The following is an 18,969-nucleotide window of genomic DNA, read 5'->3' on the forward strand; positions in this document are numbered from 1 at the left end:
CGGGAGTAATCCTTGCCCATATCCCCAAGGACTCACTTTCTCCTGTGGGAGCAAAGCTTGCTCGCGATCCGGTGCGCAGCGCCGGCCATACTCAGGAGTTGGCTGGCGGCTTGCGCAACAGACTGAACGCCATCGCCGCCAGAAACAGCACACTCAGCAGCAACACCGCCCACAACCCGAACTTCTTCCAATTGGTATCAGCCGTGGCGGTCGTGGAGACCGCCGCAGTCGACGCAACTACCGCCCCGCCATCGACCGTCGCCTTGCCCAGCGCCGCATACTTTTCTGCGCTGTAATCCGGAATCAGCGTCGACAGCGGCAGGTTCGCCGCCTTCGCCGTCGCACTCCCCAGCGCCAGCGTATAAGGACCGGCACCACGCGCCAGGAACACCAGCTGCGTGGCGCGCACGGCAAATTTCAGGGTTGGCGCCTGCGCCCCCAGACCGCCACCGCGCTCGTCCACCGTCAACTTCAACTGTTGCACCGTCTGACCCGAAAGCTGCAATTCGTTCTGCACCACGTCCTGGCCATTCTGGGTCAGGCGGTACAACAAGCCGCCACCCAATGGCTGCCACGGCAAGCTGCTTTCCCGACGCCCGGACAAGGTCACCGGCGCCAGGCTGTTGGCTTGATCCAGTTCGACCTGAATGCGCTCCACATTCAGCCCCATGGGCAATTGCCAAGTGTATTCACCGGCCTTGGCGCTGCTACCGCCCAATGGCTGCGACCACAGCAACGGCAGCGGCAAACTGCGCCGGCTGGCGCTTTCAAGTTGTGCCGAGGTCAGGGTCGGTGCCGACTGCGGAGCGTTCCACAGCAGGCGCAGGTATCGCGCCGATTGCCCCGGCAACCCGACTTCATGTTGCTCCACCCGTTCGTCGGCAAAAGTCAGGCGCGCCACCTGCCCTTCGCCCCAGGATTGCCAATGCTGCAAGTCGTCGCTGGCTTCAATACTGAAACGCTGAAAGCCGTCGCGCTCGCTGGTCCAGTCGAGAATCAACTGCTGCAGGGGCGCCTTGATGCTGCTGGCATCCAGCAACCAGCCACGCAACACTTCTTCGCCCGCTTCCAGCTGGCTTGACGGCTGCACTTCCACCAGCGTGCCGTTGGCGCTCGATTGCACCCTCACGCTCGGGGCGCGATCGGTGGAATCGGCAGAAACGTAAAGCGGGAACCATTTGACGTCGGTCAGCGCACGTTTCTCGCTGGTCTGCGCCGATTCCCGAGCCAGGGCATAGGCCTGGGGCTCGCCCGCTGCGTTGAATACCCGCACATCGCCAAGATCGGTTTGCCGTGCATTCAGTTGCACATTGAGGGGCAACTCAAGGCGGTACCACGGCCCCTGGCCGCTGACCGACAACGGCTGCTGCGTGCTGAAATCCGCCGGTTTATCCTGGGCGCCAGCCGACAGTGTCACCACTAACGCAACAGCACCCAACCACTCCAGGCTCAGCTTCTGACTCAAGACGACACTCCTTCGGTTTGCGGGGCCGGCTCATCCGCCTCCGGTTCAGCTGCGGCGCGCTTGGGCGGCATCGGGGCGAAATAACCCACCACCAGCAGCAACACCCCGACTCCGATAAACGAGACGATCCGCGCCAGCCCGCCACGGTTACTCAGTTCGACAAAGACCAGCTTCGCAACTACGACGCCGATCAGCACTGCGCCGATTACCCAGACGTCACGACGATGGCGCAGGTGGCCGCCAATCATCAGGCTCAGGGCCATCAAGGTCCAGACGATCGACAGCCCGGCCTGTACCAGCATCGACTGCACCAACGCATCCAGCTCGTACGGCACGCCCGCCCAATGGTGGGCGGTGCGCATTACCAGGACGGTGAAGAAGGCGAACAGTGAAACACCGAGGACCAACTGCGCGGCCCGGTCGAAATAACGCTGGCGGATAGCCAGTTGCGCCACTGCATAACGCGACCAGATGAACACCCCGAACAGGGCGAACAGCAGGCCCAACTCCAGCGGATTGATCAATGGCACATACGGCAACGGATCGGCGCTGCCGTCACTGACGCTATTCGCCAGCCAGAACCAGCCGAGCATCAGCAATGCCAAAGGTGCAGCGGCATAGACGCGGTACTCGCGAGAATAGGCCGACACTGGCCATGGCCAGTTGCGCGGCGCCGCCATCAGGACCAGATACAGACTCGGCAGAATCGCCCAACCCAGCCAGCGCCAGGCGTTGTACTGCTCGGACAACAGCAGCAAGGCGTAACGCAATTCCAGGGCCAGGACGCCGATCAGCAGCCAGCAGCCGAGCACATGGGCGGCGCTGAGGGCGCGCTTGGGCACCAGCACCGGCAAATGCCTCAGTGAAATGAAATGCACGACAAAAACGGCGGCCCACACCAGCCAGCCGAAATTCGCAGCCGGGTTAAAACGCCCGTACAACGCGTCCAACAGCACCAGGCCGGCCACAGGTATCAACGACAGGCAGAGCAAACCCAGCGCAACCCATCGCAGGCGCAACGCAAGTACGGTCGACAATGCAACGCTCGCTGCCAGCACAGCCAGCAACAATGTCGCCCGCAGGTCGACCGCCGCGAAACGTAATATTTCCATGCCCCAGGCCAAAGCCCACCAGCCCGCACCCCACACCAGCAATACCTCGGACAAGCGCTGCAGGCTGAACGCGGCGAATGCCGCGGCGTGGCTACCGAGTTGCAGGCGCCAGGCGCCAGCAAACGCCACCAGGCTCAGTACCAGCGGCGTCCAGAAACCACCGTGTGCCAGTGGACGCAAACCCTCGCTGGTCAACTGCCCGAACAATTCCGGACCCGACAGCACAAACGCAGCGCCGCCAATCACCTGCAACAGCAGGCCGAAGATAAAGCTCACACGCTGGGTCAGGTACAAGCTCAGCCAGATGATAAGCAGACCACTGGCCGCCCACACAGCGCTCGCCGTCTGCCATGGCAGGACGAACAACACTGCCAGGTTGATCAACACCAGACCGGCCAGCAATATCACGGACAAGCCACGCAACAGTCGGGCGTCGCGCCGCACCATCTCGTCACGTGCCGCCAGCAACATGCCGGCAATTAGTGCCAGGCCGATCAGCGAAGCAATGAGCAAGCCGCTCCAACCGGCACTGAATACGGCCGCCGAATCGCCACTCGAACCTTGCAGTCGCAGCAGGAACAATCCACCGCCCAGCAACTGCACGGCAAACGCCGTGAAAAGGAAGGTTCTTGACTGCAGGCGCAGGCCGACAAACAAGGTAGCCAGACCGGCCACCGCCCAGCTGATCGCCGTGCCCTGGGTCAGGAAGAACAGCGGCGCCAACAGATACAGGAAAGTCAGACCCAGACACGCAAGCACTGGCAGCCCCTTGCGTTCCCATAGCGAAGTGTGTGCCGGCGAGGCTGCACGCAGTTGATAGAAGCTGAACAGTAACGCCACACCCAGCATTAGCGCGCCCAGCGGTGCGCCCGCGAGCAAACTGCTGTCACCCGGACGCAGCTCGCTGAGGAACACCAACGACGAGCCCAGTTGCAGCAGCAAAGCAAAGGCACGAGCCAACGGTCGTTGCTGACGCAGGCCGAGCCAGAAGATACCTGCTCCCTCCACGGCCCATGCAGCAGACGTCCAGCGCGCATCCAGACCCAAGGGAATCGCCAGGCTGGCGAAGATCACCCCAAGTGCCAGGCAGGTTTCCGCCAGCAGCAACGCCCGGCCCCCCATCAGCCAACGGGCCAGGCCCATGTAGATCATGCCCAGTGCCAAGGCACTGAACGCCGCGGCGAACTCCAGATGCTGCACCAGCGCGAACTGCAAGCCGAAGCCCACCAGCGGCGGGCCGAACAGCATGGTGCCATCAACGTAATCACCCTTGCGCGCCGACCAGCGCAGCAAAGCGTCGCGACTGTCGTCCTCGGGGGCGTCGCTCATCTCCAGCAATTTCCGGCGGGTGAACAGCAGGCCGATGATCAGGTACATCAGGAAGAACAGGATCAGGAACGGCTCGGTGCTCCACAGCAGTTCCGGCGTATAAGAACGCAAGCCCCAGGCGAAGCCGATGCCAAAGGTGCCAACGAAGCCGATCAGGTTCAGCAACCGCCAGGCCTTGAACCAGGCGATGGCCAGGATGCCGGCATTGAGCAGCGCAAAGTAGCTGAACAGCGCGACGTGGCTCCCAGCACCAGTAGACGTCAGAATCGGCGCCGCGAATCCGCCCAGGGCCGCAGCGGCGGCCAGGCCCAGGGAATCCTGGGTAATGGCGAGAATCGCCGAGAACACCGTCACCGCCACCAGCAAGCCCAGGGCTGCTGTGGGATCAAGCAGTGGATGCAGGCGCATCGCGGCGAACACGGTGAGGTACAGCACCGCGATCCCGGTGCCTTGCAACATCAGCGCATATTGGTTGTTACGCGAACGCAGCCACCAACCCAGCCCGAGCAGACCCAACGCAGCCGCTGCCACCCCGGCGTAACGCAGTTCGATTGGCACCACCATGCCTTCGGTGGCATAACGCAGCAGGAACGCCAGCCCGAAAAACAACAGCACCACGCCAACTCGCAGCACAGTGTTGCCGCCGAACAACCAGGCACGGGCGCCGCTGATGGCACGTTCGATAAAGTTGGGGCCGCGAGGGATCGCCGGTTCCTGTGGCTCACGGGCGGCCGGTTGGGCTCTCCAGGCATCGACGGGCTGCGGGCGACTGCCCTCAGCGGCTGCCGCGGTATTCGGCTGGAGTTCGGGCGGAAGTTCCCAGACCAGGTCGGGCGCTTCGACAGGGATGTCTTCGAGAATGAATTCGGGCGCGAGCTCTGCGGTTGTATTGGGTGTCTGGATACCAAGGGTTTCGAGCGATGCCAGACGTTGCTGCAGCGCGCTCAGGTCGACTAGCGTCTTCTGCAGCACAAGCTGCTGCGCTGCGGCTTGCGAGTCCAGACGGCCAATACGCATGGCATGACCGACGCCCAGGCCGAGCAACGCGCCCAACAGCGCATCGCTGAACGACTCGTCGAGCATCCAGCCGAGCACCAGCCCGATGAGCATGAAAATCCATTGCATGGTCGATATCCCTAAGCGCAGTAGCCAACCCGGAAAGATTAGCGCAGCCCGACATGAAAAGATCGCAGCCTGCGGCAGCTCCTACGGGGCTCAATGTTCCCTGTAGGAGCTGCCGCAGGCTGCGATCTTTTCCGGCAAGCCAGTATATCGAGCTGCTGGAAAACTTACTCCAACGCTTTCCAGATATCCGTGGCGTACTCGCGGATCGTCCGGTCGGATGAGAACCAGCCCATCCGCGAAGTATTCAACACCGCCGAACGCCACCATTCATTGGAATCATGCCAGTGCGCCTCAACGCGCATCTGCGCATCCCAGTAGGAGTTGAAATCGGCGCAGACCAGGAAGCGGTCGTAGTCGATCAGCGAATCGATCAAGCCCGCGTAACGGGACGGATCATCCGGCGAGAACACCCCTCCGCGAATCGCCTGCAACACATCGTTGAGGCGGTGGGACGCGGCGATATCCGGCGTCGCATTGAACTCGTGGTTCTGCTTGCGCGCTTCAACCTGCTGGGCGCTGAGGCCGAAGATGAACATGTGCTCGGCACCGATGCGCTCGCACATTTCCACGTTGGCGCCGTCGAGGGTGCCGATGGTCAGCGCGCCGTTCAGGCCGAACTTCATGTTGCTGGTACCCGACGCCTCGAAGCCGGCAGTGGAAATCTGCTCCGACAAATCCGCGGCCGGAATGATGCTCTCCGCCAGGCTGACGTTGTAGTTGGGCAGGAACACCACCTTGAGCAGCCCGCGCACGGTCGGGTCATTGTTGACCACCCGGGCGATGTCGTTGGTCAGCTTGATGATCAGCTTGGCCTGGTGATAACTGGCAGCGGCCTTGCCGGCGAAAATTTTCACCCGGGGTACCCAATCGATCTCCGGCTCGGCACGAATAGCCTGATACAGGGCGACGGTGTGCAGCAGGTTGAGCAACTGGCGCTTGTATTCGTGGATGCGCTTGACCTGTACGTCAAACATCGCCGCCGGGTTGACCGCGATGCCCAGTCGCTCGTGAATGATGTAGGCCAGGGCTTTCTTGCTGTGCAGTCGTTGTTCAGCGAAGGCCTTGCGGAACGCTGGCTTCTCGGCGAACGGCTCCAGTTCGACCAAGCGTTCTTCGATGTTATCCAGCAGGTTCGGACCCAGGGCATCCACCAGCATCGAAGTCAGTTCGGAGTTGGCCTGATAGAGCCAGCGGCGGAAAGTGATGCCGTTGGTCTTGTTGTTGATTCGCTCCGGGTAGAGCTTGTGCAGTTCGGAGAACACGGTTTCGCGCATCAGCTGGGTGTGCAAGCCCGACACGCCATTGACGCTGTGGGATCCAAGGAACGCGAGGTTGCCCATGCGCACGCGACGGCCGTTGTCTTCCTCGATCAGCGACACCGCGCGCAACACGTCGAAGTCGTGGATGCCTTTGGCCCGCAGCGAGTCGATGTGCTGGGCGTTGATCAGGTAGATGATCTGCATGTGCCGCGGCAACATGCGCTCCATCAGGCCGACCGGCCAGGTTTCCAGCGCTTCGGGCAGCAGCGTGTGGTTGGTGTACGACAGCGTATCGACCGTAACCTGCCACGCAGCATCCCATGCCACGTCATAGACATCGACCAGCTGGCGCATCAGTTCAGCCACGGCGATCGAAGGGTGCGTATCGTTGAGCTGGATCGCCGCATGATCGCCCAGGGTCAGTACCGAGGTGTGCATGTTGCGATGGCGCCGCAGCAGATCCTGCAACGAGGCCGCGACGAAGAAATACTCCTGACGCAAGCGCAGTTCCTGGCCGGCCTCAGTGCTGTCTGCCGGGTACAGGACCCGGGAAATGCTTTCGGCCCGGGCAACTTCAGCGACGGCGCCCAAGTGGTCACCGGCGTTGAAGCGCTCCAGGTGCAGGTCTTCCATGGCGCGGGCACGCCACAGGCGCAGTGTGTTGACGCTTGCCCCGCGCCAGCCGACTACCGGGGTGTCGTAGGCAATCGCGCGCACGGTTTCCACTGGCGTCCAGACTTGCTTGGACTTGCCGTTCTCGTCAGTGACGGTCTCGACACTGCCGCCGAAACCAATCGGGTACACCACTTCCGGCCGCTCGAATTCCCACGGGTTGCCGAAGTCCAGCCAGTGCTCGGTCTGCTCCTGCTGCCAGCCGTCGACAATGGCCTGGCGGAACAATCCGTGCTCGTAACGAATTCCGTAGCCATGGCCGGCGATGCCGAGGGTCGACATGCTTTCCATGAAGCACGCCGCCAGACGCCCGAGGCCACCGTTGCCCAGTGCCGCATCGGGTTCCAGTAGGCGAATGCGCTCAAGGTCGACGCCCAGCTCGGTCAGGGCTTCACGAGCAACGTCGAGCAGGCCGAGGTTGCTCAAGCTGTCGTAGAGCAGGCGGCCGATGAGGAATTCCAGGGAGAGGTAATAAACGCGCTTCTGGCCTTTGCGGTAGATCTGCCGGGTGTGGTCCATCCAGTGCTCGACCATATGATCGCGCGCCGCCAGGGCAATGGCTTCGAACCAGTCGTGGTCAAAGGCGTGATCCGGGTCTTTGCCCACCGCGTAGGTGAGTTTGGTCAAGACGGCGTCGCGAAATGCGGCCACCTCTGCTTCGCGAACAAGTGGTTCTTGAGTCATCGATTAGACCTCGAGCGAGCGTGAAGTAGTTGAGCCTAGACGGTCTGACAGGCCGTGGAGAATCTGGTTCGGCAGTATTTCCCGTTAGAGCGAGATAGGTCGACATTACCCTGTCGTGTGCTGGAAAGAATGCAGGGCTCGTGCCGGATTCCCGGGACCGCTGAGCCACGCATGAAAAAATCTGGCGAAAGGTTGTTCAAAAATCCACCAGTCCCGGTATGATCGCGCGCCCTGATGCACGCGCTGGTAACAACCGATGATGAAACCCAACCTGATCGCCGCTGCGGAGATCGATCGCCTCGATACCTGGGCCAAGTATTCTGCGCCTATGTGCGGATCTTGTGTGTCCAGCTGCTGCACCCTGCCGGTCGAGGTCAAGATCAAGGACCTGATCCGTATCGGCATCGTCGATGAATTCGAGCGCGGCGACCCGGCAAAAAACATTGCCAAGCGCCTGCAGAAGGAAGGGATCGTCGAGCGTTACAGCCAAAAGACCGAGATCTTCACCTTGCAGCGCATGAGCAACAACGATTGCCTGTACCTGGATCGTAAGAGCCGTCTGTGCACTATTTATGAAAAGCGCCCGGATACTTGCCGCAATCACCCGAAGATCGGCCCGCGGCCGGGGTATTGCGCGTACAAGCCGAAAGAAGTGGTGCGCGAGACCAGTAGCAGCCGCCGTACCCTCGAGAAGTTCTAAACCCCAAAAAGATCGCAGCCTTCGGCAGCTCCTACAGGTGTTCACATAACTCTGTAGGAGCTGCCGAAGGCTGCGATCTTTTGATTTTTTATCCAGACAAACAAAAACGCCCCCGATCTCGCGATCGGGGGCGTTTTTTTGTCTGCTAACTAAATGACTTAGTTACCGGACTTCTTGGCAGCGCGGGTACGCTCGCTTTCGCCCAGGATCTTCTTGCGAAGACGGATGGACTTAGGAGTGACTTCGCACAATTCGTCTTCTTGAACGAATTCCAGAGCCTGCTCCAGGGTGAAACGGATAGGCGGAACCAGAGCGATGGTTTCGTCTTTACCCGAGGCACGCATGTTGTCGAGCTTCTTGCCTTTGGTTGGGTTGACGCCCAGGTCGTTGTCGCGGCTGTTGATGCCGACGATTTGACCTTCGTACACGTCTTCACCGTGACCGAGGAACAGTTTGCCGCGAGCTTGCAGGGTTTCCAGCGAGTAAGTCAGAGCCTTACCGGTAGCAACCGAAACCAGCACGCCGTTCTGACGGCCGGACATGTCGCCGGACTTCATCACGTCGTAACGGTCGAAGATCGAGGTCAGGATGCCTGCACCGGAGGTCAGGGTCAGGAACTCGTTACGGAAACCGATCAGGCCACGAGCCGGGATGTTGTACTCAAGGCGCACACGGCCCTTGCCATCCGGAACCATGTTGGTCAGGTCGCCTTTACGGATACCGATCTGTTCCATGATCGAACCTTGCGATTCTTCTGGCAGGTCGATGGTCACGTTTTCGTACGGTTCGTGCTTGACGCCGTCAACCATGCGGATGATCACTTCCGGACGACCAACACCCATTTCGAAGCCTTCGCGACGCATGGTTTCGATCAGTACGGACAAGTGCAGCTCACCACGGCCAGACACTTTGAACTTGTCGGCGGTGTCGCCTTCTTCAACGCGCAGGGCAACGTTGTAGAGCAGCTCTTTGTCCAGACGTTCCTTGATGTTACGGCTGGTGACGAACTTGCCTTCACGGCCGCAGAACGGCGAGTCGTTAACCTGGAAGGTCATCGAAACGGTTGGTTCGTCAACGGTCAGCGGCTTCATCGCTTCAACGTTCTGTGGGTCACACAGAGTGTCGGAGATGAACAGCGACTCGAAGCCGCTGATGCAGACGATGTCGCCGGCAGCTGCTTCTTCAACGTCGATGCGGTGCAGACCGTGGTGACCCATCAGCTTCAGGATACGGCCGTTGCGGCGCTTGCCGTCGGCGTCGATCGCAACAACCTGGGTGTTCGGCTTGACGCGACCACGAGCGATACGGCCAACGCCGATGATGCCCAGGAAGCTGTTGTAGTCCAGTGCCGAGATTTGCATCTGGAACGGGCCGTCACGGTCAACTTGCGGTGCCGGTACGTTGTCGACGATCGACTGGTACAGCGGGGTCATGTCTTCAGCCATGTCGGTGTGTTCCAGACCGGCAATGCCGTTCAGGGCCGAGGCGTAGACGACTTTGAAGTCCAGCTGTTCTTCGGTAGCACCGAGGTTGTCGAACAGGTCGAAGATCTGGTCCAGAACCCAGTCCGGACGCGCGCCTGGACGGTCGACCTTGTTGATCACCACGATCGGACGCAGGCCGGCTTCGAAAGCCTTCTTGGTCACGAAACGGGTTTGCGGCATAGGGCCGTCTTGAGCGTCAACCAGCAACAGAACGGAGTCAACCATCGACATTACACGTTCAACTTCGCCGCCGAAGTCGGCGTGGCCCGGGGTGTCCACGATGTTGATGTGGTAGCCGTTCCAGTTGATGGCGGTGTTTTTCGCCAGAATGGTAATACCGCGCTCTTTCTCCTGGTCGTTGGAGTCCATCACGCGCTCGTCGTTGAGCTCGTTGCGCTCCAGGGTGCCGGATTGACGCAAGAGTTTGTCTACCAGGGTGGTTTTACCATGGTCAACGTGAGCAATGATGGCGATGTTGCGTAGATTTTCGATCACTTGTGTATCTCGATCAGAGGATTCGGTGTGCTGACAAGTCTTGGCAGCGATTAACAGTAGAGTCAGGCCTAGCCGTTACAGCTTGACGGCAGAGTCGGGGGGCCGGTGACGCAGGCCACAGGCAAACAGCCCCGGGCTCTTAGCTCGGTCGATAAACGCGCACATTGGCATGCCCCTCACTGAGCAAATGGTGGGCATGCAGGCGACTCATCACGCCTTTGTCGCAATACAGCAGGTACTGGCGAGTAGGGTCCAGTTCCTTGAAACGAGCGTTCAGTGCATAAAACGGCATCGTCTGTACCTCAATGCCAGCGAGCGCCATCGGGTCGTCTTCAGCGGCATCCGGATGACGGATGTCGATGACGATCTGGCCCGCCAGTGCTTCGCTGACTTCTTCGATCTGCAAGTCCTGGCCCAATTCGTCGATCACGCGATCGATCGGTACCAGCTTGGCGTTCTCGAGCGCACGCTCGAGAACCGCCATGTCGAATTCTTTCTCTTCGTGCTCCACACGCGGACGCTTGGCGTGGGTCTTGGGGTTCACCGAGATGACCCCGCAGTATTCCGGCATGTGCTTGGCGAAATCGGCAGTGCCGATTTCGTTCGCCAGATCGATGATGTCCTGCTTGTGGCTGGCAATCAGCGGTCGCAAGACCAGCTTGTCAGTCACGCAGTCGATCACGGACAGGTTCGGCAGCGTCTGGCTCGACACCTGGGAAATCGCTTCACCGGTGACCAGCGCCTCGATCTCCAGCCGATCGGCAATACGGGAAGCAGCGCGCAACATCATACGCTTCAAAACTACGCCCATATGACTGTTATCGACTTTCCCGAGAATTTCTCCCAGTACTTCCTCGAACGGCACACTGACAAATAACACGCGTTGGGAGCTGCCGTACTTCTTCCAGATGAAGTGCGCGACTTCCATCACGCCCAGTTCATGGGCCCGTCCGCCCAGGTTGAAGAAGCAGAAATGGCTCATCAGGCCGCGGCGCATGATCTGGTACGCGGCAACGGTGGAATCGAAGCCACCGGACATCAGCACAAGTGTCTGTTCCAGGGCACCCAGCGGATAACCGCCAATGCTGTTGTGCTGGTTGTGGATCACGAACAACCGTTTGTCGCGAATTTCGATGCGAACTTCGATTTGCGGCTCTTTAAGCGAGATTCCGGCGGCGCCGCACTGACGACGCAGCTGGCTGCCGACGTATTTCTCGACGTCCATCGAGGTGAATTCATGCTTGCCGGCACGCTTGCAGCGCACCGAAAAAATCTTCCCGGCCAGGGACTCGCCGAAGTGCAGTTTGCACTTGGCAACGATGTCGTCGAAGTCCCCCAGCGGGTATTCGTCGACCTGCAGGAAATGCGCGATGCCCGGCATGCAGCTCAGGCGCTCGGTCATATCCTTCAGGGCCTTGGGCTCGCTCACGCGGGTTTCCAGCTCGAGATTGTCCCACACACCGTTCACCACCACGGCCGGGTCCAGGTCGCGGAGCACGGTGCGAATGTTCTTGGCCAACTGGCGGATGAAACGCATCCGTACCGGGCGGCTCTTGATGGTGATCTCGGGAAAGACTTTTACGATTAGTTTCATGAAAACAGCGCGCGCTGGGCCAGCCGAAAAAGGGGGGCGCGGATTATAGCGGAAATTGCTCAAGGTTTAACCAGTTAATATGCAGAAGGTTTCGCGCGCACCAAAACGGGTCGTTTGTGGGATTATGCGCCACATAACAGGGCGCGGTTTTCAATTTTGCCGACCGAAACATCTATATAAGGATGAATTTGGGGCAAAAAACCCATGGTGGGGCACTGGCATGCAATTTGCTCCCTTGTGAGGCAGGTTGCCTTGGCCGAGTATGCGCGCCGGCATCACAAACATTTAAGGGCATCCACTACCAGCCCTATTCCACCCGGAGGACACTATGTCGAAGTCGGTTCAACTCATCAAAGATCATGACGTCAAGTGGATTGATCTGCGCTTCACGGACACCAAAGGCACTCAGCACCACGTGACCATGCCGGCTCGCGACGCGCTGGATGACGCTTTCTTCGAAGAAGGCAAAATGTTCGACGGTTCCTCCATCGAAGGCTGGAAAGGCATCGAAGCCTCGGACATGATCCTGCTGCCAGACGACAGCACTGCCGTTCTCGACCCGTTCACCGAAGACCCAACGCTGATCATCGTCTGCGACGTGATCGAGCCTTCGACCATGCAGGGCTACGACCGCGACCCACGTGCGATCGCCAAGCGTGCCGAGGAATACCTGAAGTCGACCGGTATCGGCGACACCGTATTCGTTGGCCCGGAGCCAGAGTTCTTCATCTTCGACCAAGTGAAGTTCAAGTCCGACATCTCCGGCTCGATGTTCAAGATTTTCTCCGAGCAAGGCTCGTGGATGTCCGACCAGGACATCGAAGGCGGCAACCATGGCCACCGTCCAGGCATCAAAGGCGGCTACTTCCCGGTTCCACCGTTTGACCACGACCACGAAATCCGTACCTCCATGTGCAACGCCATGGAAGAAATGGGCCTGGTTATCGAAGTTCACCACCACGAAGTGGCAACTGCCGGCCAAAACGAAATCGGTGTGAAGTTCAACACCCTGGTCGCCAAGGCTGACGAAGTTCAGACCCTGAAGTACTGCGTGCACAACGTTGCCGTCGCTTACGGCCGCACCGCGACCTTCATGCCTAAGCCTCTGTACGGCGATAACGGTTCGGGTATGCACGTTCACCTGTCCATCGCCAAAGATGGCAAGAACACCTTCGCTGGCGAAGGTTATGCCGGCCTGTCCGACACCGCCCTGTACTTCATCGGCGGCATCATCAAGCACGGTAAGGCCCTGAACGGCTTCACCAACCCGTCGACCAACTCCTACAAGCGTCTGGTCCCAGGTTTCGAAGCTCCAGTAATGCTGGCCTACTCGGCTCGCAACCGCTCCGCTTCGATCCGTATTCCTTACGTGTCGAGCCCACGCGCTCGCCGTATCGAAGCTCGCTTCCCGGATCCGGCAGCTAACCCGTACCTGGCTTTCGCTGCCCTGGTAATGGCTGGCCTGGACGGTATCCAGAACAAGACTCACCCTGGCGACGCAGCTGACAAAAACCTGTACGACCTGCCGCCTGAAGAGGCGAAAGAGATCCCACAAGTTTGCGGAAGCCTGAAAGAAGCCCTGGAAGAGCTGGACAAAGGTCGTGCGTTCCTGACCAAAGGCGGCGTGTTCTCCGACGATTTCATCGACGCTTACATCGCTCTGAAAAGCGAAGAAGAAATCAAGGTTCGCACCTTCGTACACCCACTGGAATACGAGCTGTACTACAGCTGCTGATCCGGTAGCGCCTGCGTTAGCGGCGTGACTAAGAGAGGCCTCCTTCGGGAGGCCTTTTTTTATTCCTGGGATTTCACAGCGGACGGCTTTGCAGTTTCTTGAAAACAGTTCAGTGAAGCCCGCCCAGGGGCGTTGCTCTACAATTGCGACTCTTTCCAGGAGGATCAGAATATGCACCCAGCATTGAGCTTTTTTTGTTCGCTAGCGTTATGCGGCGGGGCGCTGACTACCGTCAGCGCCGCCACTTCCAGCGGCCCGGTACCCGACCCGACCAAGCACTGGCAGGTCGAACCGTCCCCTGACGAACCCCAGCTTCAAACCGCCCTTCTCAGGGGAAATTCGCGCCACGGCACCGGGACGGGCGAAGCACTATTAGCGGTCAGCTGTTATCCAGGCAGCTCGATGAATATGTCCTTGGTCATCCCGCCAACGCGCCTTGGCTTTAATGCCGACGATTATGAAGGCCCGAGTGCGACCACTCACGGACCATTGCGCCTGGTCACCGGCAAGCGCGCGCCACTGAGCCTCCCGGTCAACGGCTGGGGATCCGTCAGGAGCCTGCCAGGCAATAGTTGGGTGTTCGAGCTGGGCATGAACATCAACAAACCTGAGTTGCTTTACTGGCTTGGCGGATCCGCAGATGGACAACTCGTGACGCTGACCCTGCCTCCCCACGCAAGTAATGCCCCGCTGATTGCAGAGTTTGTGTTGCCAGCGGATGACAGCGGTTTGCGCAAGGTTACCGGACCGTGCCTGTAACCGAGTAATCGGAACAGGCTTCCTACGGAAAGCCCGTTCCGTAGCCGATTTCCGACAAGAAACACCGCGTTTTCCTAGGACTTTACCAGCATCGTCCGGCATCAGTTTTTTTGTGTTGTTCGTAGCCTTCATCGACTTACCGACCCTTAAAGGATGGAACGATGAAAACCTGCCTAATCGCTCACCTGCTCATCGCAACTATGGCCGTCGTTACCCTGCCGGGCTGCAGCCCCGCATCAGCACCGGCCGGCATTGAACGCAAAGTCCTGTTGCAGAGCAGCACGTCCTGGGACAGCACCCCGTATCTTCGTTATCCCGATGCCGCGCCTGAGCTGTCGCTGCTCAAACTCAAGATACCGGCCAATACCGAACTTAACTGGCACACGCATCCCATACCCAACGCGGCGTACATTCTCTCTGGAGAGCTGACAGTGGAAAGCAGGGACAATGGCCAGATTCGACTATTCAAACAGGGCGAAGCACTGGCCGAGATGGTTGATGTCACCCACCGCGGCAAAACCGGTGACAAGCCGGTGGAACTCATTGTGTTCTATGCTGGCAGCCAGGGAATTCCACTGTCGGAGTAACCTCGCGGTCCACAGGGAGTCTGAATGCGACCACTGTTAATGCTCGTGCTTCTGGCCTCGGCCGCTCCTGCGATGGCCGGGATCTACAAGTACATCGACGCCGAAGGCAATACCGCCTACAGCAACCAACCTCCCAATGGCGTGGTGGCGCAGCCAGTCGAGTTGCCACCGCTCAACAGCGTCGAGCCTCAAGCTCCCACTGCGCCGCCTGTGGAACCCGCCACTGCGGAACAGCCGCGCAGCGCGTACGAGGTGCTGGATTTGACCAGCCTCCCCACCAGCGAAGCGCTGCGTGCCAACAACGGTACTTTCACCGTCGGCGTGCTGATCAAACCGCGCCTGCAAGGCCCACATTTGTTCAGGCTGTTGCTGGATGACCAGCCTTATGGCCAGCCAAGCAACGTGCCGAGCCTGCAACTGGTGAACATCGATCGTGGCACCCACAGCCTGGCAGTGCAGGTGATCAGCGGCGACAGTGTCATTCAACAAAGCCCGACCGTGACCTTTACCGTGCAACGGGTGCACAAGCAGTGAAGGTTTGGGTATTGGTCACCTGCCTGATCGCGCTGCCCGCGTCGGCGGAAGTCTTCACCTACATCGACGCCCAAGGCAATCGAGTCTTCACCGACCAACCCGGCAACGGCAATGCCAAGCGCGTGCCGCTGCCACCAGCCAATCGCATGACCGCTAACCCTACCGGCGCCAAACCCGTGATTGCTGGCAAGCAGAGTGAGGCACCTCCACGGTTTCGCTACGACATGCTCCGAGTGCTAATCCCCGAACCCGATGCAACCCTGCGCAGCAGCGCCGGTGAACTGATCGTCAGCGTGACCAGCGAACCCGGCCTGCAGCGTGGCCATCGCTTCCGTCTGCTGCTGGACGGCAAGCCCACTGCCGAACCAGGCCTGAGCCCGGTGTTTGCCCTAACCAACGTCGATCGCGGCAGTCACAACCTGTCGGTGGAAATTCTCGACCAGCAAGGGCGCACCGTCGAGCGCACCGCCAATCAACCTTTCCACATGCTGCGCATTTCACTGGCACAGAAACGCCAGGTCAAACCCTGCGTACTGGCCGATTACGGCCAACGTCCGGAATGTCCGCTCAAGGACAAACCCAAGGAAGAAATAAACCCTTTCTTGCGGTTGTTTTAACGCGGACTTGCTGAGCGCACTATATTGGTGCGTATAGTTGTAATCTTCCCACTGCCCATCCCATTTTGGTTCGAAACTACCCGCAGACGCTGGCATAACGCCACGCAAACGAGCGTCAAACGCCTGTTTCAGGCGATCGACGCTTCTTTTCAGAGCCTTGGTTTGGTTTTTGCATTTTCCAGTAACAAACGCTTTTTTCTTGCGCACGCCCTGCTCCAAAAGAGGTCCTGATGACCATTAGCGACGCACTGCACCGCTTGCTGCTCGACAACCTGACCACCGCCACCATCCTGCTCGACGCCCAGTTGCGCCTGGAGTACATGAACCCGGCGGCAGAGATGCTTCTGGCTGTCAGCGGGCAGCGCAGTCACGGCCAATTCATCAGTGAATTGTTTACCGAATCTCCGGAAGCGCTGAACTCCCTGCGCCAGGCAGTCGAACAAGCGCACCCCTTTACCAAGCGCGAAGCGATGCTCACCGCCCTCACCGGCCAGACCCTGACCGTTGACTACGCCGTCACGCCGATCCTGGCCGATGGCGACACCATGCTGTTGCTCGAAGTGCACCCGCGGGATCGCCTGTTGCGCATCACCAAGGAAGAGGCGCAGCTGTCGAAACAGGAAACCAGCAAGATGCTGGTGCGCGGCCTCGCCCACGAGATCAAGAACCCGTTGGGCGGGATCCGTGGCGCCGCGCAGCTGCTGGCCCGTGAACTGCCGGAAGAGAGCCTGCGCGACTACACCAACGTGATCATCGAAGAGGCCGACCGCCTGCGAAACCTGGTCGATCGCATGCTTGGTTCGAACAAGCTGCCATCGCTGGCCATGTGCAACATTCACGAAGTGCTGGAGCGCGTCTGCCAGTTGGTGGAAGCCGAGAGCCAGGGTTGCATCAACCTGGTGCGCGACTACGACCCAAGCATTCCCGACGTGCTGATCGATCGTGAACAGATGATTCAAGCGGTGCTGAACATCGTGCGCAACGCCATGCAGGCCATCAGCAGCCAGAACGAGCTGCGCCTGGGCCGCATCAGCCTGCGCACCCGCGCCATGCGCCAGTTCACCATCGGCCACGTGCGCCATCGCCTGGTGACCAAGATCGAAATCATCGACAACGGTCCCGGCATCCCTGCGGAACTTCAGGAAACCATCTTTTTCCCCATGGTCAGCGGCCGTCCGGACGGTACCGGGCTGGGCCTGGCCATTACCCAGAACATCATCAGCCAGCACCAGGGCCTGATCGAATGTGACAGCCATCCAGGCCACACCACTTTCTCGATCTTTCTGCCACTGGAACAAGGAGCCACATCGACATGAGCCGTAGTGAAACCGTGTGGATCGTCGATGACGACCGTTCTATCCGTTGGGTCCTGGAAAAAGCCTTGCAGCAGGAAGGCATGACCACGCAGAGCTTCGACAGCGCCGATGGCGTGATGAGCCGCCTGGCGCGCCAGCAGCCGGACGTGATCATCTCCGACATTCGCATGCCCGGCGCCAGCGGCCTGGACCTTCTGGCACGGATTCGCGAACAGCACCCACGGCTGCCAGTGATCATCATGACCGCTCACTCCGATCTGGACAGCGCTGTCGCGTCCTATCAGGGCGGCGCATTCGAGTACCTGCCAAAACCGTTCGACGTCGACGAAGCCGTCTCGCTGGTCAAGCGTGCAAACCAGCACGCCCAGGAACAGCAAGGCCTGGAAGTCGTCCCGACGCTGACCCGCACCCCGGAAATCATCGGCGAAGCGCCGGCGATGCAGGAAGTGTTTCGCGCCATCGGGCGCTTGAGCCACTCCAACATCACCGTGCTGATCAACGGCGAGTCCGGCACCGGCAAAGAACTGGTGGCCCACGCCCTGCATCGCCACAGCCCACGGGCGGCCTCGCCGTTCATCGCGCTGAACATGGCGGCGATTCCCAAAGACCTGATGGAGTCCGAGCTGTTCGGCCATGAGAAAGGCGCCTTCACCGGCGCGGCCAACCTGCGCCGCGGGCGTTTCGAGCAGGCAGATGGCGGCACGCTGTTCCTCGATGAAATCGGCGACATGCCGGCGGACACCCAGACCCGTCTGCTGCGGGTTCTGGCTGACGGTGAGTTTTATCGGGTGGGCGGTCATACGCCGGTCAAGGTCGATGTGCGCATCATCGCTGCGACTCACCAGAACCTCGAAACCCTGGTGCACGCGGGTAAATTCCGCGAGGACTTGTTCCACCGCCTCAACGTCATCCGCATTCACATTCCACGCCTGTCGGACCGTCGCGAAGACATCCCGACCCTGGCCAAGCACTTCCTCGCCCGCGCCGCACAGGAGCTGGCGGTGGAGCCCAAGCTGCTGAAGAGCGAGACCGAGGAATACCTGAAGAACCTGCCGTGGGGCGGCAACGTGCGCCAGCTGGAGAACACCTGCCGCTGGATCACGGTGATGGCGTCCGGTCGCGAGGTGCACATCAGCGACCTGCCACCAGAGCTGTTGAACCTGCCACAGGACTCGGCGCCAGTGACCAACTGGGAGCAGGCGCTGCGCCAGTGGGCCGACCAGGCCCTGGCTCGTGGCCAGTCGAGCCTGCTCGACAGCGCGGTGCCGGCGTTTGAACGGATCATGATCGAGACCGCCCTCAAGCATACCGCTGGCCGTCGGCGTGATGCGGCGGTGTTGCTGGGCTGGGGGCGCAATACCCTGACTCGCAAGATCAAGGAATTGGGGATGAAGGTTGATGGTGGGGATGATGATGAGGGGGAAGAGGGTTAAGCAGCCTGTAGATCTTCGCTGACAGTTACATCCAATCGCGAGCAGGCTCGCTCCCACAGTGGATTTCCA

13 protein-coding genes are annotated in these 18,969 nt (G+C 60.0%); 8 read left to right on the forward strand and 5 right to left on the reverse strand.

Annotation, left to right across the window (positions count from 1 at the left end):
• Positions 1-91: 91 nt before the first annotated feature.
• The 3 genes from ACYZTK_RS13720 to ACYZTK_RS13730 form a co-directional block, all read right to left on the reverse strand.
• Positions 92-1,465, reverse strand: a complete 1,374-nt coding sequence (locus ACYZTK_RS13720; RefSeq protein ID WP_462010390.1) for a DUF3999 domain-containing protein — start codon at positions 1,463-1,465, stop codon at positions 92-94.
• Entirely contained in the window at positions 1,462-5,031 is a 3,570-nt protein-coding gene (locus tag ACYZTK_RS13725) for a DUF2339 domain-containing protein (protein WP_462010391.1), read from the reverse strand. Before ACYZTK_RS13725 ends, ACYZTK_RS13720 begins: the two co-directional genes overlap by 4 nt.
• 164 nt (positions 5,032-5,195) lie before the next feature.
• Positions 5,196-7,646: a glycogen/starch/alpha-glucan phosphorylase gene (locus tag ACYZTK_RS13730; protein ID WP_462010392.1), complete on the reverse strand. Its 2,451-nt coding sequence runs from the start codon at positions 7,644-7,646 to the stop codon at positions 5,196-5,198.
• A 259-nt stretch (positions 7,647-7,905) separates the two neighbouring features.
• On the opposite strand from ACYZTK_RS13730, the gene ACYZTK_RS13735 reads away from it, so the two are divergent.
• A complete protein-coding gene (locus ACYZTK_RS13735) occupies positions 7,906-8,346 on the forward strand; it encodes a YkgJ family cysteine cluster protein (RefSeq protein WP_462014904.1) in 441 nt (146 codons plus the stop codon).
• Positions 8,347-8,504: 158 nt separating this feature from the next.
• On the opposite strand, the gene typA is transcribed toward ACYZTK_RS13735, so the two are convergent.
• Both typA and thiI read right to left on the reverse strand, forming a co-directional pair.
• Positions 8,505-10,325, reverse strand: a complete 1,821-nt coding sequence (typA, locus tag ACYZTK_RS13740; RefSeq protein WP_462010393.1) for a translational GTPase TypA — start codon at positions 10,323-10,325, stop codon at positions 8,505-8,507.
• Between the two features lie 139 nt (positions 10,326-10,464).
• On the reverse strand, positions 10,465-11,919 hold the full coding sequence (gene thiI, locus ACYZTK_RS13745) for a tRNA uracil 4-sulfurtransferase ThiI (protein ID WP_462010394.1): 1,455 nt from the start codon (positions 11,917-11,919) through the stop codon (positions 10,465-10,467).
• A gap of 328 nt (positions 11,920-12,247) precedes the next feature.
• On the opposite strand from thiI, the gene glnA reads away from it, so the two are divergent.
• From glnA to ntrC, 7 genes are all read left to right on the forward strand, one after another.
• Entirely contained in the window at positions 12,248-13,654 is a 1,407-nt protein-coding gene (gene glnA / locus ACYZTK_RS13750) for a type I glutamate--ammonia ligase (protein ID WP_462010395.1), read from the forward strand.
• A 402-nt stretch (positions 13,655-14,056) separates the two neighbouring features.
• Entirely contained in the window at positions 14,057-14,413 is a 357-nt protein-coding gene (locus ACYZTK_RS13755) for a hypothetical protein (RefSeq protein WP_462010396.1), read from the forward strand.
• Between the two features lie 161 nt (positions 14,414-14,574).
• Positions 14,575-15,000, forward strand: a complete 426-nt coding sequence (locus tag ACYZTK_RS13760) for a cupin domain-containing protein (RefSeq protein ID WP_462010397.1) — start codon at positions 14,575-14,577, stop codon at positions 14,998-15,000.
• A gap of 24 nt (positions 15,001-15,024) precedes the next feature.
• Positions 15,025-15,534: a DUF4124 domain-containing protein gene (locus ACYZTK_RS13765; RefSeq protein ID WP_462010398.1), complete on the forward strand. Its 510-nt coding sequence runs from the start codon at positions 15,025-15,027 to the stop codon at positions 15,532-15,534.
• Complete coding sequence (locus ACYZTK_RS13770) at positions 15,531-16,151, forward strand: DUF4124 domain-containing protein (RefSeq protein WP_462010399.1); 621 nt, start codon at positions 15,531-15,533, stop codon at positions 16,149-16,151. Before ACYZTK_RS13765 ends, ACYZTK_RS13770 begins: the two co-directional genes overlap by 4 nt.
• Positions 16,152-16,381: 230 nt before the next feature.
• Positions 16,382-17,467, forward strand: coding sequence for a nitrogen regulation protein NR(II) (glnL, locus tag ACYZTK_RS13775; protein WP_462010400.1), 1,086 nt, complete (start codon positions 16,382-16,384; stop codon positions 17,465-17,467).
• On the forward strand, positions 17,464-18,900 hold the full coding sequence (ntrC, locus tag ACYZTK_RS13780; RefSeq protein WP_045061995.1) for a nitrogen regulation protein NR(I): 1,437 nt from the start codon (positions 17,464-17,466) through the stop codon (positions 18,898-18,900). The genes glnL and ntrC overlap by 4 nt, the downstream gene beginning before the upstream one ends.
• The last annotated feature ends 69 nt before the right edge of the window (positions 18,901-18,969 follow it).

Source organism: Pseudomonas sp. LB3P31 (assembly GCF_054897945.1).